Source organism: Pseudomonas sp. 8(2025) (genome assembly GCF_052665325.1).
On the sequence record NZ_JBQOIE010000001.1, the window covers coordinates 51,250 to 75,265 of the forward strand.

Genomic DNA, 24,016 nt, shown 5'->3' on the forward strand with positions numbered 1-24,016 from the left:
AAAATGCGCGCCCGGCTAACCGCTGATCCTTTTCTAACGCGCCCCACAAGGTTCGCTACGTGATCGAGTTTCAAAACGTCCATAAAACCTACCGGGTCGCCGGTAAGGATATTCCCGCCCTGCACCCGACCAGCCTTCGGGTCGAGAATGGCCAGGTGTTCGGCCTGATCGGCCACTCCGGTGCGGGTAAAAGTACTCTGCTGCGCCTGATCAACCGCCTGGAAAACCCCAGTGGCGGCACCATCGTCGTCGACGACGAAGACGTCACCGCCCTGGACGCCAGTGGCCTGCGCCGCTTCCGCCAGCAGGTCGGCATGATCTTCCAGCACTTCAACCTGCTGTCGTCCAAGACCGTGGCCGACAACGTCGCCCTGCCCCTGACCCTGGCCGGCGAGCTGTCGCGCAGCGACATCGACCGCCGGGTGGCCGAGCTGCTGGACCGGGTCGGCCTGGCCGACCACGCGAAGAAATACCCGGCGCAGCTGTCCGGCGGCCAGAAGCAGCGCGTCGGCATCGCCCGCGCCCTGGCCACCAAGCCGAAGATCCTGCTGTGCGACGAGGCCACCAGTGCCCTGGACCCGCAGACCACTGCCTCGGTCCTGCAACTGCTGGCCGAGATCAACCGCGAGCTGAACCTGACCATCGTCCTGATCACCCACGAGATGGACGTGATCCGTCGCGTCTGTGACCAGGTGGCGGTGATGGACGCCGGCGTGATCGTCGAACAGGGCCCGGTGGCCGACGTGTTCCTGCACCCCAAGCACCCGACCACCCGGCGCTTCGTCCAGGAAGACGAGCAGATCGACGAGAACGAGCAGCGCGACGACTTCGCCCACGTACCGGGGCGCATCGTGCGCCTGACCTTCCAGGGCGATGCCACCTACGCGCCGCTGCTGGGCACCGTGGCCCGGGAGACCGGGGTCGACTACAGCATCCTCGCCGGACGCATCGACCGCATCAAGGACACCCCTTACGGGCAATTGACCCTGGCCATCACCGGCGGTGACATGGAAGCGGCCTTCGCCCGCTTCACCGCGGCCGATGTCCACATGGAGGTGCTGCGCTGATGGATACCTTCTTCGCCAACATCGACTGGCTGGAAATCTGGCTGGCCACCGGCGACACCCTGATGATGCTCGGCGGCTCGCTGCTGTTCACCGTACTGCTGGGCCTGCCACTGGGCGTGCTGCTGTTCCTCTGCAGCCCGCGCCAACTGCTGGAGCAGAAGTCGCTGTATGCGCTGCTGTCGCTGGTGGTCAACATCCTGCGTTCGCTGCCGTTCATCATTCTGCTGATCGTGATGATTCCCTTCACCGTACTGATCACCGGCACATCGCTGGGGGTTGCCGGGGCCATTCCACCGCTGGTGGTCGGCGCCACGCCGTTCTTTGCCCGGCTGGTGGAAACCGCCCTGCGCGAAGTGGATCGCGGCATCATCGAGGCCACCCAGTCCATGGGTGCCAGCACCCGGCAGATCATTACCAATGCCTTGCTCCCGGAAGCCCGCCCGGGCATCTTTGCCGCTATCACCGTGACTGCCATTACCCTGGTGTCCTACACCGCCATGGCCGGCGTGGTGGGGGCCGGTGGCCTGGGCGACCTGGCGATCCGCTTCGGCTACCAGCGCTTCCAGACCGATGTGATGGTGGTGACCGTGGTGTTGCTGCTGGTGCTGGTCCAGGTTCTGCAAACCGTCGGCGACAAGCTGGTGGTGCACTTTTCCCGCAAATAAAATTGCCGGCCCAGGCCGGCAGGCGCCCGGGGTCGGGCGACTTACAAGGAGCTTGTTGGATGAAAAAACTACTCGTCGCTTTCGCAGCCGTTGCCGCGTTCTCCGCGCACGCCGCCGAAACCCTGACCGTGGCCGCCACACCAGTGCCCCACGCCGAGATCCTGGAGTTCGTCAAACCGGCCCTGGCCAAGGAAGGCGTGGACCTGAAGGTCAAGGTCTTCACCGACTACGTGCAGCCCAACGTGCAAGTCGCCGAAAAGCGCCTGGACGCCAACTTCTTCCAGCACCAGCCCTACCTGGATGAGTTCAACAAGGCCAAGGGCACCAAGCTGGTGAACGTTGCCGGTGTTCACGTCGAGCCCCTGGGTGCCTATTCCAGCAAGTACAAGCAGCTCTCCGAACTGCCGGGCGGCGCCACCGTGGTGATCCCCAACGACGCCACCAACGGCGGCCGCGCGCTGTTGCTGCTGGACAAGGCCGGCCTGATCAAGCTCAAGGATTCCAACAACATCCTGGCCACCATCAAGGACATCACCGAGAACCCCAAGGACCTGAAGTTCCGTGAACTGGAAGCCGCCACCATCCCGCGCGTGCTGACCCAGGTCGACCTGGCGCTGATCAACACCAACTATGCCCTGGAAGCCAAGCTGGATCCTTCCAAGGACGCCCTGGTGATCGAAGGCAAGGATTCGCCTTACGTGAACATCCTGGTGGCCCGTCCTGACGACAAGGATTCGGACGCCATGAAGAAGCTGGTCGCGGCCCTGCACAGCCCTGAAGTGAAGCAGTTCATTCTCGAGAAGTACAAAGGCGCCATCGTGCCGGCGTTCTGATCGGTTGCAGAAACACAAACGGGGCGCCTTGGGGCGCCCCGTTTCGTTGTAGCCGCTGCCGAAGGCCGGGATAAGGCGCCCAGCGCCTTCCGAGGGCCTCAGGAGCGCGTCCTCTTCGAGGCCGATCGCAGCCTGCGGCAGCGGCTACAGGGTTCAGCGGTTCAGCGGTTCAGCGGTTCTAGCATGTAGCGTTATTTGCGCTGCAGCATCACAGGCAGTTGGGCCACCAGCTTCTGGTTGTTCAGCGGAGCACGGATGAAACCGCGCTGGGTGCCGTCCGGGCCGATCACCGCCAGGTTGCCGCTGTGGTCCACGGTGTAGTTGGGCTTGCTGGTATCGGCCGGGATGAAGGGAATGCTCACGGCGTTGGCGAGCTTCTGCAGGTCTTCCACCGAGGAGGCGGTCAGGCCCTTGAAGTCCTTGTCGAAGTAGCCCAGGTACTGCTTGAGCTGCTGCGGGGTATCACGGTTGGGGTCGACGCTGACCAGGACCACCTGCAGCTTGTCCACCGCTTCCTTGGGCAGCTCGCTCTTGATCTGCCGCAACTGCGCCAGGGTGGTGGGGCAGATGTCCGGACAGAAGGTGTAGCCGAAGAACAGCAGCGACCATTTGCCCTTCAGCTCGTCGATCACCACTGGCTGGCCGTCCTGGTCGACCATCTTCACCGCAGGCAGGGTACGGCTTTGCGGCAGCAGGATGATGCCCGCATCGATCAGTGCAGTGGGGTCGCCCTGACCCTTGCCGGACAGTACTTTGTTGACGGTAAGCCCCAGCACCAGGGCCACCAGGGCAACGAGAATAAAGACGGTTTTCTGAGTTCGAGTCATAGGTTCAACAATAGGTAGTGGTCTACGAGCAGGGCGATGAACAGCAGGAACAAGTAATAAATAGAGTACTTGAAGGTGTTGATCGCCGCGTGCGGCCGAGTGCCACGGTACAGCACCCAGGCCCATTGCAGGAAGCGCCCGCCCAGGGCCAGGGCGCACACCAGGTACAGCACGCCACTCATGTGGATGACATAGGGCAGCAGGCTCACCGCCAGCAGGGCAAAGGTGTAGAGCAGGATGTGCACCTTGGTGTAGTGCTCGCCATGGGTGACCGGCAGCATCGGGATATCGGCCTTGGCGTATTCCTCTTTGCGGTGGATGGCCAGGGCCCAGAAGTGCGGCGGGGTCCAGGCGAAGATGATCAGCACCAGCAGCAGCGGTTCGGCGCTCATGTGCCCGGTGGCGGCGACCCAGCCCAGCAACGGTGGAGCCGCGCCGGCCAGCCCGCCGATCACGATGTTCTGCGGCGTCGCGCGTTTCAGAAACCCGGTGTAGACCACCGCATAGCCCAGCAGCGAGGCCAGGGTCAGCCAGGCTGTGAGTGGATTGGTGAAGGTCAGCAGCAGCGCCTGCCCGGCTAGCGCCAGGAGCAGGGCAAAGGCCAGCGCCGCTCGTGGCGATACCCGGCCTTCGGCCAGGGGCCGTTTGTGGGTCCGGGCCATCAGCGCGTCGATGCGCCGATCCACCACATGGTTGACCGCCGCCGCGCCACCCGCGCACAGGGCAATGCCCAGGTTGCCGAACACCAGCACCGTCCACGGAACCCCGGCGCGGGTGGCGAGGAACATGCCCACCAGGGAGGTGATCAGCATCAGCACCACCACCTTGGGTTTGGTCAGTTCCAGGTAATCGCGCCAGATCGCCTGGGGGTGCTGGCGGGCGCCGGTCAGAGTCGCCATGGCATCTCTCCTTTGATGGTGATGGGACCCGCCATCTGTTTACGCGGGCTGAGCCGCCAGCCCAGGGGCAGGCGATCCCGGGCCCGCACCAGGCTGGTACGGGCGTGGTAATTGACCAGCACCAGGGTCAGCAGCAGCGCCGCCCCCCCGGCGTTGTGGGCCACGGCCACCGGCAGGGGCAAATGAAAGAACACGTTGCTAAGGCCCAGGCTGACCTGCGCCCCCAGCGCCACCAGCACCAGCCCGGCCAGGCGGGTCATGCCGGTCTGCCGCAGCTGCCAGGCCAGGCCCAGCAACACCAGGGTCACCAGCACCGCGCCAACCCGGTGGGTCATGTGGATGGCGGTGCGGGCATCGCTGTCCAGTTGCCCGCCCAGGTAGTTGGGGCCGATGTGCTGGGTCAGGTGGAAGCCGTTGGCGAAATCCATATTCGGCCACCACTGGCCATGGCAGGTGGGCAGGTCGATACAGGCCACCGCCGCGTAGTTGGAACTGACCCAGCCGCCCAGGGCGATCTGCCCGATCACCAGCACCAGCCCGGCGGTAGCCCAGTACTGCAAGCGCCGCGGCACGATCAGCGCCGGCAATACCCCGGACAGGCGCAAGGTCAGCAGGAACAACAGGCTCAGGGTGGCGAAACCGCCCAGCAGGTGCGCGGTGACCACTTGCGGCCAGAGCTTGAGGGTCACCGTCCACATGCCGAAGGCCGCCTGGGCGAACACCACTGCCAGGAGGAACAGCGGCAGCTTCAGGGGCTGCCCCGGATGCCGGCGATGGGTCCAGGCCCGGGCCGCCAGGAGCACGATCAGCAGCCCCAGGGTGCCGGCGAAGTATCGGTGGATCATCTCGTTCCAGCCCTTGTGGGCCTCCACCGGGGTATCGGGAAAATGCAGCTCGGCATGGGCCAACTGGGCTTCGCCTTTCGGCACGCTGATAAAACCGTAGCAGCCGGGCCAGTCCGGGCAGCCGAGGCCGGCATGGGTCAGCCGGGTGTAGGCGCCGAGCAGCACCACGATCAGGGCCAGCAAGGTGGCAAACAACGCGAGGCGAAATCCAGGTTTGGCCATGACGATGCCCTTATCCGATGTTCGACAGTTTCAGCAGGTGGCGCAGGTCGTTGAGCAGGTCCTTGCCCTTGACCCGGGCGTCGTAGCGCAGCACCAGGTTGCTGTGGGGGTCGACGATCCACAGCTGCGGCGCCTCCTTGTCGTTGGCGCCCTTGGTGAAGGTCGCCAGGTCCAGGGGGTAGCGTTGCAGTTGCGGGTATTCACGCTGCAGCTTGGCTTCGTATTCGGCGCTCAGGGGCCGGGCGCTGGCCAGGGCATGGCTGGCCCGCGAGGCATCACGGCCCAGGGCGATCTGGATCTGCCGCGCCAGGTACACCAGTTGCTGGCAATCCACTGCGCACTCCCCGGGCGCGGTGACCAGAACCTGCCAGCGATCCTCCTCGGCCTGCACGCCGATCTGGGCGCGGGTCTGGCCATTGCCGATCAGCTCGCCGTGATAGCTGCGGCTTTCCGGTACCCAGAACTGCAGCTTGTACATGCCGGTGGCAAGGATCATCGGGCCGATCACCATCAGCAGGATCAGCACCAGTTGCCAGCGGCCGCGCCGCCGGTTGGGCGCCTGGGCGTCAGAGATGTTGGGTGGATTCATGGCCGTTCCCATGGCGTTTCTCCCGAGTGTTGTGCCAGCCGAAATAGAGATAGAGAGCGAACAGCGCCAGGGCCATGGCGAACCACTGCACCGCATAGGCCTGGTGTTTTTCCGGGCCCATGGCGACCACCGGCCATTCGGTCAGGTAGGCCCCTGGGCCCGACTCCAGGCGCACTTCATGGTCGAAACCGCTGCGGCCCAGCTCGGCCCAGAGCGCCTGCGGAGCCACGGCGGTAATCAGCCGCGGCCAGCTTGCGCCGCTGGGGTCGGCGTGCAGCTGGAATGCCGCGCCCGGCGAAACGTAGACCCAGGCATCCAGGCTCAGGCTCTGCTGCGGGGTGCTGAATACGGGAGGCGTGCGCCGGTCGGGCCAGGGCAGCCAGCCGCGGTTGACCAGCAGCCAGCGACCGCTGGCCTGGTCGAGGAAGGGTTGCAGCAGCTCGACCCCGACCTTGCCGTCATGCAGGCGGTTATCCAGCAACAGGCTGTGGTCGGCATCGAAATGACCGTGCAGGCGTACCCGGCGAAAAGCCGGATCCTCGCTGGCCAACAGCTCGAACAGGGCCACCGGCTCCGCCGCACGGCGCTCGGCGTAGCTGGCCAGCAACTGGCGCTTCTGCTCGCCCCGGCCCAGTTGCCAGAAGCCCAGGGCAACCAGCACCGGCAGCAGCAAAAGCACCACCAGGGTCGGCCCGATGCCCGGCCGGAAGCCCTTCATGGCTGGCCTGCAAGGCTGAGAAATCCACTCGCTATACTGCTGTACATCGCGTTTCCCCCGGAGTCCCACCATGCTCAAAGCAGCCATCGTCCTGATGCTGATTGCCACGGTTGTCAGCCTGTTCAGCGGCCTGTTCTTTCTGGTCAAGGACGACAGTTCATCCAAGCGCCTGGTGACCTCACTGAGCATTCGGGTCGCGCTGGCCGTGGTCACCGTCGGCTTGATCGCCTGGGGTTTCTTCAGCGGCCAGCTGGTCTCCCACGCGCCCTGGTAGGGCGCCTCAGAGCACGTAGACGAAAACGAACAGGCCGATCCAGACCACGTCGACGAAGTGCCAGTACCAGCTGGCGGCCTCGAAGCCGAACTGGTGCTCGGCGTCGAAATGCCCGCGCATGATGCGCATCAGCATCACGAACAGGATCAGGGTGCCAATGGTCACGTGGGCACCGTGGAAACCGGTGAGCATGAAGAAGGTGGCGCCGTAGATCCCCGAACCCAGGGTCAGCCCCAGCTCGTGGTAGGCATGGATGTATTCCTCGGCCTGAAAGCCCAGGAAGGCGCAACCCAGCAGCACCGTCAGCGCCAGCCAGATCTTCAGCGCGCCGCGATGGCCTTTCTTCAAGGCGTGGTGGGCTATGGTCACGGTGACGCTGGAACTCACCAGCAGGATGGTGTTGAGCAGCGGCAGGCCCCAGGGGCTGATGGTGCCCTTGGGCGGCGGAAAGAGTTTCGGGTCGGGGTTGTTGAGCAGCGGCCAGACGAACTCGAAGTTCGGCCACAGCATGTGGGCGATGCCCTTGTGCCCCTCACCGCCGAGCCAGGGCCCGGACATGTGCCGCACATAGAACAGCGCACCGAAGAAGGCCATGAAGAACATCACTTCGGAAAAGATGAACCAGCTCATGCCCCAGCGGAACGAGCGATCGAGCTGGGCGCTGTAGAGCCCGGCGCGGCTTTCCTTGACCACCGCACCAAACCAGCCGAACAGCATGTAGGCCAGCAGCAGGCCGCCGACGAAAAAGATCAGCGGGCCGTGGGATTCCGGTCGCGCAGCCTTGAGGTCATTGAACCAGGTGCCTAGGCCCACCACGGTGACGAACATGCCCACCGTTGCGATGATCGGCCACTTGCTCTGGGCGGGAACGTAATAGTGCTCATGAGTCGCCATGGGTTGTTCTCCTTATCGGGCACGCTAGATCGTCTAGCCACCGTTCTTGGCGGCAACCGCCACCGGTGGATGACGCGCGGTGATATCGAACAGCGTGTAAGCCAGCGTCAGGTGCTTCACATCCTTGGGCATGTCACGGTCAACGATGAAACGCACCGGCATCTCGATCTTCTCGCCCGGCTGCAGCACCTGCTGGGTAAAGCAGAAGCACTCGGTCTTGTGGAAATACATGGCCGCGCTGCTGGGGGAGATGCTCGGGATCGCCTGGGCGCTCATCGGGTGGTCGCTGGGGTTGCGGGCGATGAAGATCATCTCGTTCACCGCCCCCGGATGGACCACGATGTCATCGGACTTGGGATAGAAATCCCAGACCATGTCGATGGCATTGGTGGACAGGAACTGCACCCGCACCTGGCGCGATACATCCACCTGCTGCCCCTGGTCCGCATACTGCCCACCGGTCTTGCCGTTGATCCCCAGGGCCTTGCACATCACGTCGTAGATCGGCACCAGGGCAAAACCGAAGACGAACATCGCCACCACCACCAGCAACAGGCGGGTCACCAGTTTCTTCAGCGTTACCTCGGCCATCTCAACGTCCTCCCAAGCCTGTAGGAGCCGGCTTGCCGGCGAAGCGGGCACCACCCTCTGGCGCCTTCGCGAGCGAGCTCGCTCCTACAGCACAGATGTTCATTTCACTTCCGGCGGGGTGACAAAGGTGTGGTACGGCGCCGGCGAGGGAATACTCCACTCCAGGCCTTCGGCACCTTCCCAGGGTTTGGCCGGAGCCGCTTTGCCGCCGCGGATGCACTTGATGACGATGAACAGGAAGAAGATCTGCGTCGCACCGAAAGTGAAGGCACCGATGGAGGACACCATGTTGAAGTCGGCGAACTGCAGGTTGTAGTCCGGGATCCGCCGCGGCATGCCCGCCAGCCCCACGAAGTGCATGGGGAAGAACGCCATGTTCATGCCGACGAAGGACAGCCAGAAGTGCAGCTTGCCCAGGGTCTCGTCGTACATGTGCCCGGTCCACTTGGGCAGCCAGTAGTAGGCCGAGGCGAAGATCCCGAAGATCGCCCCCGGCACCAGTACGTAGTGGAAGTGCGCCACCACGAAGTAGGTGTCCTGGTACTGGAAGTCCGCCGGAGCAATGGCCAGCATCAGCCCGGAGAAACCGCCGATGGTGAACAGGATGACGAAGGCCACCGCGAACAGCATCGGTGTCTCGAAGGTCAGCGAGCCCTGCCACATGGTACTCACCCAGTTGAACACCTTGACTCCAGTGGGCACGGCGATCAGCAGGGTGGCGTACATGAAGAACAGCTCGCCCACCAGCGGGATGCCCACCACGAACATGTGGTGCGCCCAGACGATGAACGACAGGAAGGCGATCGCTCCGGTGGCATAGACCATCGAGGTGTAGCCGAACAGTGGCTTGCGGCTGAAGGTGGGGATGATCGAGCTGACCGCGCCGAAGGCCGGCAGGATCATGATGTACACCTCGGGGTGGCCGAAGAACCAGAACACGTGCTGGAACAACACCGGGTCACCGCCGCCGGCTGCACTGAAGAAGCTGGTGCCGAAATGGATGTCCATCAGCATCATGGTCACCACCCCGGCCAGTACCGGCATCACCGCAATCAGCAGGAAGGCGGTGATCAGCCAGGTCCAGACGAACAGTGGCATCTTCATCAGGGTCATGCCCGGGGCTCGCAGGTTGAGGATGGTGGCGATCACGTTGATCGCGCCCATGATCGAGCTGACGCCCATCAAGTGGATGGCGAAGATGAAGAAGGTCACGCTTTCCGGGGCGTAGGTGGTGGACAGGGGGGCATAGAAGGTCCAGCCGAAGTTCGGCCCGCCGCCGGGCATGAACAGGGTCGAGATCAGCAACAGGAAGGCCGCCGGCAGCAGCCAGAAGCTGAAGTTGTTCATCCGCGGCAGGGCCATGTCCGGCGCGCCGATCATCAACGGGATCATCCAGTTGGCCAGGCCGACGAAGGCCGGCATCACCGCACCGAAGACCATCACCAGGCCATGCATGGTGGTCATCTGGTTGAAGAACGCCGGCTCGACGATCTGCAGCCCGGGCTGGAACAGTTCGGCACGGATCACCATGGCGAACGAGCCGCCCAGCAGGAACATGCAGAAGCTGAACCACAGGTACAGGGTGCCGATGTCCTTGTGGTTGGTGGTCAGTACCCAGCGCATCAGGCCCTTGGCCGGGCCATGGGCGTGGTCATCATGGCCGGCGTGGCCGTGGTCATCGATCACAGCACTCATGTCCTGTCTCCTGCGAGCGAATGGACTGGATGATCGGCGGCGAAACGCCGCGACCGGTTGCGCACATACCCCATGAGCCGGCTCATTTGCTTTCCGCCTGCTTCAGCGCCAGGACTTCCTTGGGCGTCACCATGTCGCCCTTGTTGTTGCCCCAGGCGTTGCGTTCGTAGGTGACGACGGCGGCGATGTCGACTTCCGACAGCTGCTTGCCGAAGGCGGCCATGGCGGTGCCCGGCTTGCCGTGGAACACCAGGCTCAGGTGAGCCTCCTTGGGACCGGTAGCGATCTTCGAGCCCTTGAGGGCCGGGAACATCGGCGGCAGGCCCTGGCCTTCCTCCTGGTGACAGGCAACGCAGGTGGTGTGGTAGATCTTGTCACCGCGGGCCACCAGCTCGTCTAGGGTCCATTCCTTGCTGGTCAGCTCCTTGAGCTTGGCCGCCTCGGCCTTGCGCTCGCCCATCCAGGTGTCGTAGTCGGCCTGGCTCTTGACCTCCACCACGATCGGCATGAAGCCGTGGTCCTTGCCGCACAGCTCGGCGCACTGGCCACGGTAGATGCCGGGCTTGTCGACCCGGGTCCAGGCTTCGTTGACGAAACCCGGGATAGCATCACGCTTGACCGCAAAGGCCGGCACCCACCAGGAGTGGATGACGTCGGCGGCGGTCACCAGAAAGCGCACCTTGGCGCCCACCGGAAGTACCAGCGGCTGGTCGACCTCCAGCAGGTAGTGCTCGCCCTTGGTGCTCTGGTTGTGGATCTGGTCGGCGGGGGTGGCCAGGTTGCTGAAGAACTCCACGTCCTGGCCGAGGTATTTGTAGTGCCACTTCCACTGGTAGCCGGTGATCTGGATATCCACGTCCGGCTCGCTGGTGTCGTACATCTTGATCAGCGTCGCCGTGGCAGGCACGGCCATGGCCACCAGGATCAGGAAGGGAATGATGGTCCAGAGGATTTCCACCGTGGTGCTTTCGTGGAATTTGGCCGGGACCTGGCCGACGGAACGGCGGTGAACGATCATCGACCAGAACATCGCACCGAAGACGATGACGCCGATCACCACACAGATCCAGAAGATGGTCATGTGCAGGTCGAATACCGCGTGGCTTATCTCGGTCGCCCCAGGCGTCATATTCACGGTCCAGGCGGCTTGCGCCTGGCTGAATACCGACCACAACAGGAGGCCCATCCAGACATGTGGATGTCGCATCATTGCGGGTTCCCCTTATCGTTCTTGTTATCCCGCCGGCTTAACACCTGCGGCAAGGGAGCGGCTGCCTAGACTACGAACTTAAACCGGCCGAGCCTTCGCTGCATTTGCAGTCGGGCGTCATCAGCTAACTTCATACAAGGGCGAGTATAGACAGCGACTCCCACCTCGCAACGCGAGGGCGTAAATCAGCTGAAACACTAATAAGGAGGTTTGCAGGCCACGGCGGGAAAGGGATCGAGTGCCCTGGATGGCGAAACGATATAACCGTGGTGACTAAGCATGAAATAATTATGACAAATGCGTCTTAAGCGCTTTTGTAAGCAGGCTAACTTATGTTCTCCCTATTCAATTGCCCTTGTTCCCTGGAGTTTTCATGAACACCGCCGCATTGCGCGAGCAGATCAAACTGGCCCAGCAGCACGAAGCCAGTACCGGCCTCCTGACCCGTCAGTTGGAGAGCCAATTGCCTCACCTGCACCCCGCCATCCAGCTGCCCGAAGTCGACGCCAAGGGCGTCATGACCCGTTTTGTCAGCGCCTATATCGACCAGGTTCCAGACCTTCTGGACGCCGCCAACTCTGTAGCCCGGGAAGCCGGCATCGAGTCGCAGATCAAGCCGGTGCTGAAGATCGCCGAGCAATTCTTCCTCCAGCCGCCGGCCATCATGGATGGCCACGTCGGCCTCGACGGCCTGCTGGATGAAGCCTATCTGGCCCACCGTCTGGTGGAAGAGGTCAACGACCTGTACATCAAGCATTTCGGCCGTCCGCTGATCCCCCTGGACATGACTGTCGCCAACCTCATCGCCCACCAACTGATCGGCGAAACCTTCGCCAACCAGCTGGACGAAGCGGTGCACCACGCCGTCGACGCCATGCTCGACGAAGAAAGCTTCGCCCTGGAGTCGGTGGAAGCCTACCGCGAGAAACTCAGCAGCCCGGACACCGAGGCAGCCTGGAAACGCTGGCCTTGCCTGTCACGCCAACTGGGCGTGGAACTGGAACTCGACCAGCCAGCCGCCTGACCCACTCCTCGCCAGCAAGGCTCGCAGCGAGCCTTGTGGCGAAGGGCCTGGCTCGCCCAAGCCCCTCTCGCCCACCCGGCGATTCAACCTCTCGCCGCAGCCGCCCCCACGCCGCTGGTGGTGGTCAACCGGCCCTCCAGGCGCCGCTTCAAGCCCCGCGTTTCGATCACCAGCCGCGAGCCCTTGGCACTGTTGGCCCGATTCCAGTCTTCCAGCAACTCCAGGCACGCATGGTCGATATAACTGAGGTTGCTGAGGGGCACATGCACAGTGGTGGCCGGGGGAATCGTCGCCAGTACCCGAGTCAGGGCCGGCACCTTGAGAAAGGTCGCAGCGCCCACCAGACGCAACTCCATCTCGCCTTCCTCTGCCAGGTCGATCAGGCTGATCTTCAAGCGCGACGCCTTGAACGCCAGCTTGGCCAGGGTCAGGGCAAAGCCGATCAGTACCCCGGTCAGCAGATCGCTGAAGACAATCGCCAGGGCCGTCACCGCGTAAGTCAGCATCGGCATGCGCCCGTAGCGCCCCAGGCCGCGAAAGACCTTGAGGTCCACCAGCTTGAAGCCGGTGTAGACCAGCACCCCCGCCAGGCTCGCCACCGGAATGCTCTGCAGCACGCTGGACAGCACCAGCACGAAACCCAGCAGCCACAGGCCATGGAAAATCGTCGAATAACGGGTCTGGGCCCCGGCCTGGACATTGGCCGAGCTGCGCACGATGACCCCGGTCATGGGCAGGGCACCCAGCAGACCGCAGAGCATGTTGCCCACGCCCTGGGCCGACAGTTCACGGTCGAAGTCCGAGCGCTGGCCGCTGTGCATGCGATCCACCGCGGCGGCGGACAGCAGGGTTTCGGCACTGGCGATAAAGGCCACGGCGAAGGCGGCGATCAGCAGGTTGGGGTCCGCCAGGTTGAGCAGGTCGGCGGGGCGCAGCCAGTCGATGGCCTCGGCCAGGTTGGCCGGCACCTCGACGCGCTTCACCGGCAGCGCCAGCAGCAGGCTGGCCAGGGTCGCCAGCCCGACACCGAGCAGGGCTCCGGGGATGAACCGCAGTGCCCGGGGCCGCCACTTGTCCCAGCCCCACATCACCGCGATGGTCGCCAACCCCAGCAAGCCTGCCTGCCACCCCAGGCTCGGCAAGGCCTGCGCCAGAGCCTGGGGAAAGCCCACAAGGTTATCCAGGCCCGAGGCCTGGGGCGCGGCATCGAGCATCACATGCACCTGGGACAGCACGATCAGCACGCCGATGCCCGCCAACATGCCGTAGACCACCGCTGGCGCCGTGACCCGGAACCAGCAACCCAGGCGCAGGCGCCCGGCCAGCAATTGCAACAGCCCGGCCAGCAGCAGGATCGGCCCGAGCATGGCCACCCCATGCTGGCGCACCAGCTCGAACACCAGCACCGCCAACCCGGCCGCCGGCCCGCTGACCTGCAAGGGCGAGCCCGCCAGCCAGCCCACCACCAGGCCACCGATGATCCCGGTGATCAGGCCCTTGGCCGGCGGCAGGCCCGAGGCAATGGCGATCCCCATGCACAGGGGCAGGGCCACCAGAAACACCACCACCGAAGCCAGCAGCTCCCGTGGCAGGACACTTTTCAACTGTGCTGCACGCATGACAGTTCTCCAGACTTTTCTTCAGGCGTGGCAAAGCCGGGCCGCCAGATGGCAGCCCTGGCTACAACCACTCAGGGGGATTGAGGTGGGATCAGAAACGCGCTTTGGGCGTCGCTACCGGGATCGGGTGGCTGCCATCCAGAGGCAGGAAACAACCCTTGTCGGCGTCGTAGGCCTTGATCGAGCTGGTCTCGATGTCATAGACCCAGCCATGGATGAACAACTGGCCGTTGGCCATGCGCGAGGCCACGGAAGGATGGGTGCGCAGGTGCTGCAGTTGAGCAATGACGTTCTCTTCGGTCAGCACATGCATGCTGGAGGATTCGTCGGCGCAATCGCAGTTCTCGTGGACCATGGTCCGCGCCACTTCGGCGTGGCGCAGCCAGGCCTTGACCGTGGGCATTTTCTCCAGGCTCTGCGGGTTGAGTACCGCGCGCATGGCGCCGCAATCCGAGTGCCCGCAGACGATGATGTGATGCACCCCCAGGGCCAGCACCGCGTACTCGATCGCCGTGGAGACACCACCGTTCATCTGCCCGTAGGGCGGCACCACGTTGCCCACGTTGCGGGTCACGAACAGATCGCCCGGGGAGCTCTGGGTGATCAGCTCGGGAACGATGCGCGAGTCGGCGCAGGCAATGAACATCGCTCGCGGCCGCTGAGCGGTGGCGAGTTTCTTGAACAGCTCTTCCTGCTGCGGGAAGACTTCATGATGAAAATGCAAAAAGCCGTCAACGATGTGCTGCAGCGCTGCATCGGCGGTCTCGGCGACTTCTGTGGGTGCCGGAGCCGACGCAGCCAACGGCTGTTTATCCTTGTCACTCATGATTCATCCTCTCTGTCGGATTTGGTGAATTTTCCAGAAATATCCGGCACGACGCCAGCCATCGATAAAAAAACCACCGACCCGCTGGCGGCGACCCATAGGTCACTCGATGAACAAGGTAGCCATGAATACTTAACTCAAACTGAACGGAAGGCTCTAGAACGCCACTATGAGCGATGGCAAAAGGCGACCAGAGTACCTCGGGAACGCTGCGCCCACTACTCAACGATAGGCCAATGCCGCTCACAACAACGACATCTGCCCGCCCGGCGGACAGAAGGCTGAACAGTCGAGATCGAAACCCTCGCGACGGTTGAGCCCCAGACGCTTGAGCGCCTTGGCAAAACGCTGGGCCAGCAGATCGGCGAAGGGCCCTTCACCGCGCATGCGGGCACCAAAACGGCTGTCGTAGAGCTCACCGCCACGGCTCTGGCGGATCAGGCTGAGCACATGGGCCGCCCTTTGCGGGTAATGCGCCGCCAGCCACTCCTCGAACAGCGGCGCCACTTCCAGGGGCAGGCGCAGCATCATGTAGGCCGCGCTCTGCGCCCCTGCGGCATGGGCCTCGCTGAGCAGGCTTTCCAGCTCGCTGTCGTTGATCATCGGGATCATCGGCGAACACAGCACGCCCACCGGGATGCCCGCCCCGCGCATCACCCGGATGGCCCGCAAGCGCGCCTTGGGCGCCGCCGCCCGGGGCTCGAGAATGCGCTTCAACTCATCGTCCAAAGTGGTCAGGCTGATCATCACCGCCACCAGGCGCTGGCGCGCCAGCTCGCTCAGCAGGTCCAGGTCCCGGAGGATCAACGAGCCCTTGGTGACGATGGTCACAGGGTGTCGATAGCGCAGCAGCACCTCCAGGGTGCGCCGGGTCAACTGCTGTTCGCGCTCGATGGGCTGGTAGGGATCGGTATTGGACCCCAGGTTGATCGGTGCGCAGCGATAGCCGGGCTTGGACAGTTGCTGTTCCAGCAAGGCCGCGGTGTTGCTCTTGGCGATCAGCTTGGTTTCGAAATCCAGCCCCGGGGACAGGTCCCAATAGGCGTGGCTGGGCCGCGCGTAGCAATAGATGCAACCGTGCTCGCAACCGCGATAGGGGTTGATGGAGCGGTCGAAGGGCAGGTCCGGCGAACTGTTGCGGGTGATGATCGACTTGGCCGTTTCAAAGCGCACCTCGGTGCCCTGGGTCAACGGCACTTCCTGGTACCAGCCATCATCCTCGGCCACCGAACGATTGGGCGCAAAACGGTTGTGCGGATTGCTCGCGGTACCGCGACCACGGGGAGGCAGGGGGTTGAACATGGAAGCACTCCATAACTGTATGCACATACAGTAATGGAGCCGGATTTACCTGACCAGCACCTTCGGACCGAAACCCACCCCTGCCAGCGGACGTTCCCCAGTGCGACACAAGGCGTCCCGCATCCTTGGCCGACAAGCCGGCTACTGCGGGCGTGTGGCGTTAGGGTATAAGGCAGGCTCAAAGAACAGGAGCACAAGCATGCCCAGGACACCCGGCACGCTGGAAAAGATTTTCTACGCCGCAGAGGCCTACCTCCCCAGCTACGAACAAGGTGCCGACCTGATCATCGTCAGGGCCCCCGACGGGCAGTTGTGGGGAGTGGCCTGCGAATTCGAGCTGTGCACCCAGGACATCGAAAAGGCCACTGTGAACGGCCAGCAACCCTTCGATGAAGCGGACCCGAAGTTCGCCGAGGTGCGCTGGAGCCCCTGCCACGACGGCATCGGCCTGCTCCCCGCAAGCTGGCAAGACCTGATGACCGCCGGGCTGGCGGACTGCATCGCCGGCTATCAACTGGAAAGCCGCCTGGGCATCCAGCGCTTCACCCAGGGCTGAACGGCCATCCCGGGCCGGCGCCCGCAGCGAGCGCCGGCCTTGGGGCTAGTGGCTGGTGACCTGCCCCAGGTCGTCGTTGGAGATGCTCTGCAAGTCGCCGTTGCGCAGCGCCGCCACATCCCCGGGCTTCACCGCCGAGGCCTGGTTGCCCCAGCTGCTGCGGATGAAGTTGACCACATCGGCCACCTCCTGGTCCGACAGACGCCAGGCGAAGGCCGGCATGGTGAAGGTCGAAGGCGCGCTGTGGGTCGCTGGCAAGGTGCCGCCCTTGAGCACGATATGGATCAGCGAGGTGGCATCCGCCGATTGCAGCACGGGGTTGCCCGCCAGCGCCGGGAACACCCGGGTGTAGCCGTGGCCGTCGGTGCGGTGGCAGGCCGCGCAGTTGTCGATGTACACCGCCGCGCCCGGCTTGCTGTCGTCACCGTTCCACAGGGCCTGGGCCACTTGCTTGTCGTACTGGTGCGGCTGGTCCTTGGGGTCATTGGCCGGCAGGGACTTGAGATAGCGGGCAATCGCCGTCAGGTCTGCGTCGGTCATGTACTGCATGCTGTGGACCACCACATCGCTCATGCCGCCGAACACCGCGCTGCGATCACTGCGACCGGTCTTGAGGAACTGCACCAGTTGCTCTTCGCTCCAGCTGCCCAGGCCATCCTTGTGATCGCCACGCAGGCTCTTGGCGATCCAGCCCTCCAGCGGCGCGCTGCCAGACAGGAAGTCGCTGCCATCGCTGGCGCTCAGGGCCTTCTCCTGCATGGTCAGGGCCCGTGGCGTGTGGCAGGCGCCGCAGTGGCCCAGGCCTTCCACCAGGTAGGCACCACGGCTGATCACCGGATCGCTGCCAGCCGCAGGTGCCGGGGTCTCCACGCTCGGGGCGAACATCCAGCGCCAGATGGACAACGGCCAGCGCATGCTCAGGGGCCAGGGAATGTCACTGTCCTGGTTGTCCCGGGCCACCGGTGCCACGCCCTTCATGAAGTAGGCATACAGCGCCTGCATGTCGGCGTCGCTGACTCGGGCGTAGGAGGGAAATGGCATGGCCGGGTACAGGGTGCTGCCGCCCTTGGCCACGCCATGGCGCACGGCTTTGTCGAAGTCCTCGAAGCTGTAGTCGCCGATGCCGGTCTTGTCCGGGGTGATGTTGGTGGAATAGATCACGCCGATGGGGGTCTCCATCGGCAGCCCGCCGGCGAACGGCTTGCCGTCCTTGGCGGTATGGCAGGCTACGCAGTCACCGGCGCGGGCCAGGTATTCGCCCTGTTGCACCAGGGCTTGCTGATCCGCTTCGGCAGCATTGGCGGCTGCGCTGCCCAGCAGCGCCAGGGTGGCGATAACGAGTGCTTTCATGGTCATCGCTCCTTATGCCTGAACCAGCGGGCCGGGGTTTTTCAGGTACTGCTCGCGGATCGCCCGGGCCGACCAGTAGGTCAACGCCGCCACCAGGCCGGTAGGGTTGTAGCCCAGGCCTTGAGGGAAGGCCGAAGCCCCGGGCACGAAGACGTTGTGCACGTCCCAGCTTTGCAGGTAGCGGTTCAGCGCGCTGGTCTTGGGGTCGGTGCCCATGATCGCGCCGCCGTTCAAGTGGGTGGTCTGGTAGGACGCAGTGTTGAAGTGCTCACCGACCTTCTTGCCCAGCAGGGCGATGGCCTTGGGGTTCATCGCCTCGGCGATCTTGCCCATTTTCTCCACCATGAAGCGGTTCATCTTGATGTCGTTTTCCTGCCAGTCGAAGGTCATCCGCAGCAGGGGCAAGCCGTAGGCATCGCGGTACACCGGGTCCAGATCCAGGTAGTTGCCCCGGTAGGACTGATGCGCGCCGTGGGCGTCCATCGACACCTGGTGGGTGTAGTAGTCGGCGGTGGCTTTCTTCCAGGCACTGCCCCAGGCCGGGGTACCCGGTGGGTTCGAGGTGCCGGCGATGGGCCGGCTGCCGGCCTGGTTGACCCACATCGGCGAGCCGCCGACAAAGCCGTGGGGGCCGTGGTCGAAGTTATCGGCGTTGAAGTCGTCCACCGCCACGCCGTTGCCGCCGGCGCCGATGAAGTTGTTGGTGTGCACGTCCTTGTCGAAGTAGGCCTTGATGGTGGCCATGTTCTGGTAGGCGAAGTTCTTGCCCACCACGCCTTCGCCGGTGATCGGGTCGTAGGGCTTGCCGATGCCCGACAGCAACATCAGGCGCACGTTGTGGAACTGGAAGGCACCGAGGATCACCAGGTCCGCCGGCTGCTCGATCTCGCGGCCCTGGCCATCGACGTAGGTGACGCCGGTGGCGCGGGTCTTGCTGCTGTCGAGGTTGACCCTGAGCACGTGGGAGTTGGGCCGCAGCTCGAAGTTCGGCAGCGGCTTGAGGGCCGGCAGGATGTTCACGTTGGGCGAGGCCTTGGAGTACATGTAGCAGACGTAGCCGCTGCAGAAGCCGCAAAAGTTGCACGGCCCCATCTGTGCGCCATAGGGGTTGGTGTAAGGCCCCGAGGTATTGGCCGACGGCAGGTTGTAGGGCTTGTAGCCCACCTCATTGGCCGCTTTCTGAAACAGCTGTGCGGAATAGGTGTTCTTCTGCGATTCCAGCGGGAAGTGGTCCGAGCGATCCGGCGCATAAGGGTTGCCGCCCTTGCCGTCGCCCACCAGTTGGCCCTTCACGGTCCAGGCCTGGCCCGAAGTGCCGAAGACCTTTTCCGCGTAGTCGAAGAACGGCTCCAGCTCTTCATAGCTGACGCCGAAGTCCTGGATGGTCATGTCCTTGGGGATGAAGTTCTTACCGTAGCGTTCTTCGTAGTGGCTGCGCATGCGCAGCTCGATGGGGTCGACCCGAAAGTGCACCCCGGACCAGTGCAGGCCGGCGCCGCCCACGCCATTGCCCGGCAGGAAGGCCCCCAGTTGCCGGTTGGGCAGGGCCACGTCGTTGACGCTGTGGCGGATGGTCACCGTCTCTTTGGAAATGTCCTGGAAGAGTTTCTTGCGCACGCTGTAGGTGAGTTCGTCGATCACCTGGGGATAGTTGCCATCCGGGTAGGTGTCCTGCATCGGCCCGCGTTCCAGCGCCAGCACATTGAGCCCGGCCTCGGTCAGTTCCTTGGCCATGATCGCGCCGGTCCAGCCGAAACCGACGATCACTGCGTCGACCTTCTTCATCACTGTTGCCATGCTCAAGCCCTCTCGCCGCGAATCGATACAGCCGGGAAGGGGTATTGCTCGTTGCGTTCCACCCAATCCATGAAATCGGCGCGAGCGCCGGGAAAGCCGATCAGGGTCCAGCCCACCAGGCCTTTATTGCCACCGTGGATCGGATCGCTGAAGAAGCCTTCCTTGGTGTTCTGCAACAGCAGATTGAAGAAAAGCTTGGCCGGGACCGCGTCGAACTGCGGGGTTCCGGCCTCCAGTTGCTTGAGCAAGTCGTCTCGGGTAGCGCTGTCTTGCGCAGCAAATGTTTGCCCCTTGAGCTCTTTGCACCACGCATCCGTGGCGGCAATGCCCAGGCGATAGATGTCCTTGGGCACCAGTTTGCTCTGCCAGCCCATCTCCGGTGCGGCATCGGCCTTGAACGGGCCTTGCATGTACCACAGGGCGCCAGCGGCGTAGGGGGTATTCATCTGCCGGTCGATGTATTCCGGCACGCCGGCTTCCAGGGCGCCCGGGCCCATTTCATCGGCAGGGATCAGGCGTTCCACCGCGGCCTTGATGAAGGCCCACTCCTCGGCGGTGAAATAGCCCGGCTCATAGCCCTGGCCGCTGCCGGCGGGCTGCTTGCCCGGCGTGGCTGGTGTGGCAGCGGCGGCCGTTTCAGGTGCAGCCGCCAGCAGGGAGCCGCCCAGGCCGGTGCTGGCGACGGTGACCACAGGGATCAAGGTCAGGGATTTACGCAAGAACTCACGCCGCGGGTTGTCTCGATCTTGATCAGACATGGGTGCACCTCATCAGGCATTGATGGATTGGTCAGCCGCGTCATGGCGCGACTTTGTGTTTTGGCAACGCAAAAGGCCGGGAAGACCCGGTTTTATGAACACATCAGCAAACTTTAGTTACAAATGGTAGCAGGCTAAGCATCCAGATGAATCGTTTCAGGCGGAAAAAAGATCAGAAATCGCCGGAAAAAGCGGATCAGCTTCACGATTCTTTGACAGAGGGCTCACGGGGCTTTGACCCCGGCAAATCGATACTGCGCGGCATTGAATCCCCTCATCGGTGATCCCGCGCATGTCGAGCATTCGTTTCATCCCGGCCCTTTGCCTGTCGTTGCTGGCGCTGCTGGCCGGGCCACAGGTACAAGCCGCAGAGGCCCCCTCCAGCCGCCCGGACCAATGGGCGCAGCCAGTGGAAAAGCAGTACAACCTGTACCAGATGTCCCCGACCCTGTATCGCAGCGCCCTGCCGGACAAAGGCGCGGTGCCGCTGCTGCAGCAGCTCAAGGTGGCAACGGTGATCAACTTCCTGCCGGAATCCGACGCCAGTTGGCTGTCGGCACCGGGCATCAACCAGGTGCAGTTGCCTTATCGCACCAACCATGTGGACGACGCCGATGTGCTCAAGGCCCTGCGCGCGATCCAGAGCGCCGAAGCCCAAGGCCCGGTGCTGATGCACTGCAAGCATGGTTCGGACCGCACCGGCCTGATGTCGGCCATGTACCGGGTGGTGATCCAGGGTTGGAGCAAAGAAGAAGCGCTGAATGAAATGACCCAGGGTGGGTACGGCGACAGTTCCCACTTCAAGGATGGCATTCGCTACATGATGCAGGCCGATGTCGACAAACTGCGCACCGCCCTGGCCAATGGCGATTGCAGCACCAGCGTATTCGCCACCTGTTCGGTGAAGAGCTGGTTCGAGACGGTGAGCGCGACCAAGCCGCTGAGCAACTGAGCGCCACACCCTGTGTAGGAGCGAGCCTGCTTGCGAAAACCCAGGGATCGAAAGAAGGGGGGCGAATCGCTTCGCCGGCAAGCCGGCTCCTACGGGGGAGCCGGCTTTTTACTGCGGGGTCAGTCAGTCTTTTTCTTCAACTTGGGGTTGGGGAAAAACTGCACCGATTGCACCTTGATGTCCGCCACCTTGGGCGTCGCGCTGTTGACCCGGGTCCCGAGTTCCTTGGGCACCGACAGCCCCTGTTCGTTGAGGGTGTCGGAGTAGCCACAGGCCACACACTCGCGATGAGGCACATCGTCCTCACTCCACATCATCAGCTTGTCCTGCTCACTGCACGCCGGGCATACCGCCCCGGCGATAAAGCGTTTCTTGGTCTTCACGGGTGCGTCACTCATGCTGCCGCGTCCTCGCTGAGGCCGCTGTGGCGCAAGAGTGCGTCAATCGACGGCGCGCGTCCGCGGAAATCGACGAACAGCACCATAGGCTCCTGGGAGCCGCCACGGGCCAGGATCGCCTCGCGGAACGCACGCCCGGTGGCCGAATTGAGCACACCCTCTTCCTCGAACCTGGAGAAGGCGTCGGCCGACAGCACTTCCGCCCACTTGTAGCTGTAGTACCCCGCGGCGTAACCGCCGGCGAAGATGTGCGCGAAGCTGTTGGGGAAGCGGTTGTAGGCCGGCGGGCGCATCACCGAGACTTCGTCGCGCACGGTTTCCAGCACTTGCAGCACGCTGCGGCCGTCGCCGTGGGTGGCGTGCAGTTCGAAGTCGAACAGGGAAAATTCCAGCTGGCGCACCATCATCAGCCCGGACTGGAAGTTCTTCGCCGCCAGCATCTTCTGCAGCAGGTCCTGGGGCAGCGGTTCGCCGCTTTCATAGTGGCCGGAGATCAGTGCCAGGCCTTCCGGCTCCCAGCACCAGTTTTCCATGAACTGGCTCGGCAGCTCGACGGCGTCCCAGGCCACGCCGTTGATCCCGGACACTCCGGCGTGCTCGACCCGGGTCAGCAGGTGGTGCAGGCCGTGGCCGAATTCGTGGAACAGGGTGGTGACTTCATCGTGGGTCAGCAAGGCCGGCTTGCCGCTGACCGCCGGAGTGAAGTTGCACACCAGGTTGGCTACCGGGCTTTGCAATACCCCGTCCAGCGTGCGACGGCGATCGCGGGCACCGTCCATCCAGGCACCGCCGCGCTTGTTGGCGCGGGCATAGAGGTCGAAGAAGAAGCGGCCGACGTGCTGGCCGTTTTCCTTGATCTCGAACAGGCGCACGTCCGGGTGCCAGGTATCGAAACCTTTCTGCTCGGCGATCTCGATGCCGTACAGGCGCTGGACAATGGCGAACAGCCCGCTCAGCACCTTGTCGATGGGGAAATAGGCGCGCAGGGCTTCCTGGGAAACGCTGTAGCGCTGCTCACGCAGCTTCTCGCCGTAGAAACCGCTGTCCCAGCTTTGCAGGTCGGGGCAACCCTGTTCGGCGGCGTAGGCCTTGAGCTGCTCCAGGTCCTGGGCGGCAAACGGCTTGCTGCGCTTGGCCAGGTCCCGCAGGAAGCTCAGCACCTGGTCGCTGGACTCGGCCATCTTGGTGGCCAGGCTCAACTCGGAGAAGCTGGCGAAACCCAGGAGCTTGGCCAACTCCTGACGCAGGTCGAGGATTTCTTCCATCACCGGACCGTTGTCGTTCTGACCGGCGTTAGGGCCCTGGTCCGACGCGCGGGTGCTGTAGGCGGCATAGACTTCTTCGCGCAGGGCACGGTCCTGGGCGTACGTCATCACTGCGTAGTAGCTGGGGAATTCCAGGGTGATCAGCCAGCCTTCCAGGTCCTTGGCCTGGGCGGCGGCAGCCATTTGCGCCTTGGCCGAGTCGGTCAGGCCGGCCAGGGCGGCTTCGTCGGTGATGTGCTTGGTCCAGGCCTGGGTGGCATCCAGCAGCTGGTTGGAGAACCGGCTGCCCAGCTCGGAAAGCTTGCTCTGCACCTCGGCATAACGCTTTTGCTGCTCGGGCGGCAGGTCGATGCCCGACAGGCGGAAGTCCCGCAGGGAGTGTTCGAGGATAGTCTTCTGCGCCACGTCGAAACCGGCGGCTTCCGGGCTCTTGGCCAGGGCGTCGAAGGCCTGGAACAGCTCGCGGTTCTGGCCCATTTCCGTGGAATAGGCGCTCAGGGCCGGCAGGCAGGCCTCATAGGCTTCACGCAGTTCGGCGCTGTTGCACACTGCGTTGAGGTGGCTGACCGGGCTCCAGGCAGCGCCCAGGCGATCATTGAGCTCGTCCATGGCCAGCACCAGGCCAGCCCAGGTCGGCTGGGTGGCTTGGGTCTTGAGGATGTCAGCGATGGCGGCGCGGTTGTCAGCCAGGATCTGTTCGATGGCCGGTTGCACATGCTCGGCGCGGATCGCCGAGAACGGCGGCAGGTCGTAGGGCTGCAGAAGAGGGTTGTTCACACTCACGGTGGGCACCTTGGCTGGAAGAAACATTGAGCCATCTTAATTACAATCGACGCCCAC

At 63.7% G+C, this 24,016-nt stretch carries 24 protein-coding genes; 7 read left to right on the forward strand and 17 right to left on the reverse strand.

All coding sequences use genetic code 11. The features are described 5' to 3' along the window. The first annotated feature begins 59 nt into the window (after window positions 1-59). From ACUXVH_RS00240 to ACUXVH_RS00250, 3 genes are read left to right on the forward strand one after another with little or no spacing between them, the layout of a single operon-like run. Window positions 60-1,067, forward strand: coding sequence for a methionine ABC transporter ATP-binding protein (locus ACUXVH_RS00240; protein ID WP_019095617.1), 1,008 nt, complete (start codon window positions 60-62; stop codon window positions 1,065-1,067). Continuing rightward, window positions 1,067-1,732 (forward strand): methionine ABC transporter permease, encoded by a 666-nt coding sequence (locus ACUXVH_RS00245; RefSeq protein ID WP_011058460.1) that lies wholly within the window; start codon window positions 1,067-1,069, stop codon window positions 1,730-1,732. The genes ACUXVH_RS00240 and ACUXVH_RS00245 overlap by 1 nt, the downstream gene beginning before the upstream one ends. Before the next feature lie 59 nt (window positions 1,733-1,791). Continuing rightward, window positions 1,792-2,565, forward strand: a complete 774-nt coding sequence (locus ACUXVH_RS00250; protein ID WP_015633648.1) for a MetQ/NlpA family ABC transporter substrate-binding protein — start codon at window positions 1,792-1,794, stop codon at window positions 2,563-2,565. A 191-nt stretch (window positions 2,566-2,756) separates the two neighbouring features. Here the strand turns inward: ACUXVH_RS00250 and ACUXVH_RS00255 are convergent, their stop codons facing one another. Genes ACUXVH_RS00255 through ACUXVH_RS00275 form a run of 5 tightly spaced genes read right to left on the reverse strand, consistent with a single transcriptional unit; the run spans window position 2,757 to window position 6,665 of the window. Further along, window positions 2,757-3,392, reverse strand: coding sequence for an SCO family protein (locus tag ACUXVH_RS00255; protein WP_015633647.1), 636 nt, complete (start codon window positions 3,390-3,392; stop codon window positions 2,757-2,759). Beyond that, a complete protein-coding gene (cyoE, locus tag ACUXVH_RS00260) occupies window positions 3,389-4,291 on the reverse strand; it encodes a heme o synthase (protein ID WP_065364959.1) in 903 nt (300 codons plus the stop codon). Before cyoE ends, ACUXVH_RS00255 begins: the two co-directional genes overlap by 4 nt. Then, window positions 4,279-5,358 (reverse strand): COX15/CtaA family protein, encoded by a 1,080-nt coding sequence (locus ACUXVH_RS00265; protein ID WP_011058456.1) that lies wholly within the window; start codon window positions 5,356-5,358, stop codon window positions 4,279-4,281. The genes cyoE and ACUXVH_RS00265 overlap by 13 nt, the downstream gene beginning before the upstream one ends. 10 nt (window positions 5,359-5,368) lie before the next feature. Beyond that, a complete protein-coding gene (locus ACUXVH_RS00270) occupies window positions 5,369-5,959 on the reverse strand; it encodes a hypothetical protein (protein ID WP_015633644.1) in 591 nt (196 codons plus the stop codon). Further along, a complete protein-coding gene (locus ACUXVH_RS00275; protein ID WP_065364960.1) occupies window positions 5,925-6,665 on the reverse strand; it encodes an SURF1 family protein in 741 nt (246 codons plus the stop codon). Before ACUXVH_RS00275 ends, ACUXVH_RS00270 begins: the two co-directional genes overlap by 35 nt. Before the next feature lie 70 nt (window positions 6,666-6,735). On the opposite strand from ACUXVH_RS00275, the gene ACUXVH_RS00280 reads away from it, so the two are divergent. Then, window positions 6,736-6,939, forward strand: a complete 204-nt coding sequence (locus ACUXVH_RS00280; RefSeq protein WP_011058453.1) for a twin transmembrane helix small protein — start codon at window positions 6,736-6,738, stop codon at window positions 6,937-6,939. 6 nt (window positions 6,940-6,945) lie between these two features. Here ACUXVH_RS00280 and ACUXVH_RS00285 read toward each other — a convergent pair whose 3' ends face one another. The 4 genes from ACUXVH_RS00285 to coxB form a co-directional block, all read right to left on the reverse strand. Continuing rightward, a complete protein-coding gene (locus ACUXVH_RS00285) occupies window positions 6,946-7,833 on the reverse strand; it encodes a cytochrome c oxidase subunit 3 (protein ID WP_019095612.1) in 888 nt (295 codons plus the stop codon). A gap of 33 nt (window positions 7,834-7,866) precedes the next feature. After that, window positions 7,867-8,424, reverse strand: coding sequence for a cytochrome c oxidase assembly protein (locus tag ACUXVH_RS00290; RefSeq protein ID WP_011058451.1), 558 nt, complete (start codon window positions 8,422-8,424; stop codon window positions 7,867-7,869). 99 nt (window positions 8,425-8,523) lie between these two features. Continuing rightward, window positions 8,524-10,119 carry a cytochrome c oxidase subunit I gene (gene ctaD, locus ACUXVH_RS00295; RefSeq protein WP_011058450.1) on the reverse strand — a complete coding sequence of 532 codons (1,596 nt, stop codon included), beginning with the start codon at window positions 10,117-10,119 and terminating at the stop codon, window positions 8,524-8,526. 82 nt (window positions 10,120-10,201) lie between these two features. Beyond that, a complete protein-coding gene (gene coxB / locus ACUXVH_RS00300; protein ID WP_065364961.1) occupies window positions 10,202-11,329 on the reverse strand; it encodes a cytochrome c oxidase subunit II in 1,128 nt (375 codons plus the stop codon). A 373-nt stretch (window positions 11,330-11,702) separates the two neighbouring features. Here coxB and ACUXVH_RS00305 point away from each other — a divergent pair, with 373 nt between their 5' ends. Beyond that, window positions 11,703-12,353 (forward strand): hypothetical protein, encoded by a 651-nt coding sequence (locus ACUXVH_RS00305; protein ID WP_015633641.1) that lies wholly within the window; start codon window positions 11,703-11,705, stop codon window positions 12,351-12,353. Between the two features lie 83 nt (window positions 12,354-12,436). On the opposite strand, the gene ACUXVH_RS00310 is transcribed toward ACUXVH_RS00305, so the two are convergent. The 3 genes from ACUXVH_RS00310 to ACUXVH_RS00320 all read right to left on the reverse strand — a co-directional run bounded on the left by ACUXVH_RS00310 (window position 12,437) and on the right by ACUXVH_RS00320 (window position 16,100). Further along, complete coding sequence (locus ACUXVH_RS00310) at window positions 12,437-13,972, reverse strand: SulP family inorganic anion transporter (protein WP_065364962.1); 1,536 nt, start codon at window positions 13,970-13,972, stop codon at window positions 12,437-12,439. Window positions 13,973-14,063: 91 nt separating this feature from the next. Continuing rightward, a complete protein-coding gene (locus ACUXVH_RS00315; protein ID WP_011058446.1) occupies window positions 14,064-14,798 on the reverse strand; it encodes a carbonic anhydrase in 735 nt (244 codons plus the stop codon). A 243-nt stretch (window positions 14,799-15,041) separates the two neighbouring features. Beyond that, entirely contained in the window at window positions 15,042-16,100 is a 1,059-nt protein-coding gene (locus tag ACUXVH_RS00320) for a PA0069 family radical SAM protein (protein WP_011058445.1), read from the reverse strand. 199 nt (window positions 16,101-16,299) lie between these two features. On the opposite strand from ACUXVH_RS00320, the gene ACUXVH_RS00325 reads away from it, so the two are divergent. Next, window positions 16,300-16,656 (forward strand): hypothetical protein, encoded by a 357-nt coding sequence (locus ACUXVH_RS00325; protein WP_065364963.1) that lies wholly within the window; start codon window positions 16,300-16,302, stop codon window positions 16,654-16,656. 45 nt (window positions 16,657-16,701) lie between these two features. On the opposite strand, the gene ACUXVH_RS00330 is transcribed toward ACUXVH_RS00325, so the two are convergent. Genes ACUXVH_RS00330 through ACUXVH_RS00340 form a run of 3 tightly spaced genes read right to left on the reverse strand, consistent with a single transcriptional unit; the run spans window position 16,702 to window position 20,561 of the window. Next, window positions 16,702-18,006 (reverse strand): cytochrome c, encoded by a 1,305-nt coding sequence (locus ACUXVH_RS00330; RefSeq protein ID WP_065364964.1) that lies wholly within the window; start codon window positions 18,004-18,006, stop codon window positions 16,702-16,704. Between the two features lie 12 nt (window positions 18,007-18,018). Continuing rightward, window positions 18,019-19,803, reverse strand: a complete 1,785-nt coding sequence (locus tag ACUXVH_RS00335; protein ID WP_015633637.1) for a GMC family oxidoreductase — start codon at window positions 19,801-19,803, stop codon at window positions 18,019-18,021. Between the two features lie 2 nt (window positions 19,804-19,805). Next, window positions 19,806-20,561, reverse strand: a complete 756-nt coding sequence (locus tag ACUXVH_RS00340) for a gluconate 2-dehydrogenase subunit 3 family protein (protein ID WP_041114967.1) — start codon at window positions 20,559-20,561, stop codon at window positions 19,806-19,808. A 292-nt stretch (window positions 20,562-20,853) separates the two neighbouring features. Between ACUXVH_RS00340 and ACUXVH_RS00345 the strand changes: the two genes are divergently transcribed. After that, window positions 20,854-21,513, forward strand: a complete 660-nt coding sequence (locus ACUXVH_RS00345; protein WP_019095605.1) for a phosphatase domain-containing protein — start codon at window positions 20,854-20,856, stop codon at window positions 21,511-21,513. Window positions 21,514-21,632: 119 nt separating this feature from the next. Here ACUXVH_RS00345 and ACUXVH_RS00350 read toward each other — a convergent pair whose 3' ends face one another. Then, a complete protein-coding gene (locus ACUXVH_RS00350; protein ID WP_011058440.1) occupies window positions 21,633-21,911 on the reverse strand; it encodes a YheV family putative zinc ribbon protein in 279 nt (92 codons plus the stop codon). Beyond that, window positions 21,908-23,959, reverse strand: coding sequence for an oligopeptidase A (gene prlC, locus ACUXVH_RS00355; protein ID WP_011058439.1), 2,052 nt, complete (start codon window positions 23,957-23,959; stop codon window positions 21,908-21,910). The genes ACUXVH_RS00350 and prlC overlap by 4 nt, the downstream gene beginning before the upstream one ends. Window positions 23,960-24,016 lie beyond the last annotated feature (57 nt).

Excerpts from the sequence above, each read along its gene's own strand:
- ACUXVH_RS00245 (WP_011058460.1), top strand. The coding sequence starts at position 1,067 with ATGGATACCTTCTTCGCCAACATCGACTGGCTGGAAATCTGGCTGGCC.
- ACUXVH_RS00250 (WP_015633648.1), top strand. The coding sequence starts at position 1,792 with ATGAAAAAACTACTCGTCGCTTTCGCAGCCGTTGCCGCGTTCTCCGCG.
- ACUXVH_RS00255 (WP_015633647.1), bottom strand. The coding sequence starts at position 3,392 with ATGACTCGAACTCAGAAAACCGTCTTTATTCTCGTTGCCCTGGTGGCC.
- cyoE (WP_065364959.1), bottom strand. The coding sequence starts at position 4,291 with ATGGCGACTCTGACCGGCGCCCGCCAGCACCCCCAGGCGATCTGGCGC.
- ACUXVH_RS00265 (WP_011058456.1), bottom strand. The coding sequence starts at position 5,358 with ATGGCCAAACCTGGATTTCGCCTCGCGTTGTTTGCCACCTTGCTGGCC.
- ACUXVH_RS00270 (WP_015633644.1), bottom strand. The coding sequence starts at position 5,959 with ATGGGAACGGCCATGAATCCACCCAACATCTCTGACGCCCAGGCGCCC.
- ACUXVH_RS00275 (WP_065364960.1), bottom strand. The coding sequence starts at position 6,665 with ATGAAGGGCTTCCGGCCGGGCATCGGGCCGACCCTGGTGGTGCTTTTG.
- ACUXVH_RS00280 (WP_011058453.1), top strand. The coding sequence starts at position 6,736 with ATGCTCAAAGCAGCCATCGTCCTGATGCTGATTGCCACGGTTGTCAGC.
- ACUXVH_RS00285 (WP_019095612.1), bottom strand. The coding sequence starts at position 7,833 with ATGGCGACTCATGAGCACTATTACGTTCCCGCCCAGAGCAAGTGGCCG.
- ACUXVH_RS00290 (WP_011058451.1), bottom strand. The coding sequence starts at position 8,424 with ATGGCCGAGGTAACGCTGAAGAAACTGGTGACCCGCCTGTTGCTGGTG.
- ctaD (WP_011058450.1), bottom strand. The coding sequence starts at position 10,119 with ATGAGTGCTGTGATCGATGACCACGGCCACGCCGGCCATGATGACCAC.
- coxB (WP_065364961.1), bottom strand. The coding sequence starts at position 11,329 with ATGATGCGACATCCACATGTCTGGATGGGCCTCCTGTTGTGGTCGGTA.
- ACUXVH_RS00305 (WP_015633641.1), top strand. The coding sequence starts at position 11,703 with ATGAACACCGCCGCATTGCGCGAGCAGATCAAACTGGCCCAGCAGCAC.
- ACUXVH_RS00310 (WP_065364962.1), bottom strand. The coding sequence starts at position 13,972 with ATGCGTGCAGCACAGTTGAAAAGTGTCCTGCCACGGGAGCTGCTGGCT.
- ACUXVH_RS00315 (WP_011058446.1), bottom strand. The coding sequence starts at position 14,798 with ATGAGTGACAAGGATAAACAGCCGTTGGCTGCGTCGGCTCCGGCACCC.
- ACUXVH_RS00320 (WP_011058445.1), bottom strand. The coding sequence starts at position 16,100 with ATGTTCAACCCCCTGCCTCCCCGTGGTCGCGGTACCGCGAGCAATCCG.
- ACUXVH_RS00325 (WP_065364963.1), top strand. The coding sequence starts at position 16,300 with ATGCCCAGGACACCCGGCACGCTGGAAAAGATTTTCTACGCCGCAGAG.
- ACUXVH_RS00330 (WP_065364964.1), bottom strand. The coding sequence starts at position 18,006 with ATGAAAGCACTCGTTATCGCCACCCTGGCGCTGCTGGGCAGCGCAGCC.
- ACUXVH_RS00335 (WP_015633637.1), bottom strand. The coding sequence starts at position 19,803 with ATGGCAACAGTGATGAAGAAGGTCGACGCAGTGATCGTCGGTTTCGGC.
- ACUXVH_RS00340 (WP_041114967.1), bottom strand. The coding sequence starts at position 20,561 with ATGTCTGATCAAGATCGAGACAACCCGCGGCGTGAGTTCTTGCGTAAA.
- ACUXVH_RS00345 (WP_019095605.1), top strand. The coding sequence starts at position 20,854 with ATGTCGAGCATTCGTTTCATCCCGGCCCTTTGCCTGTCGTTGCTGGCG.
- ACUXVH_RS00350 (WP_011058440.1), bottom strand. The coding sequence starts at position 21,911 with ATGAGTGACGCACCCGTGAAGACCAAGAAACGCTTTATCGCCGGGGCG.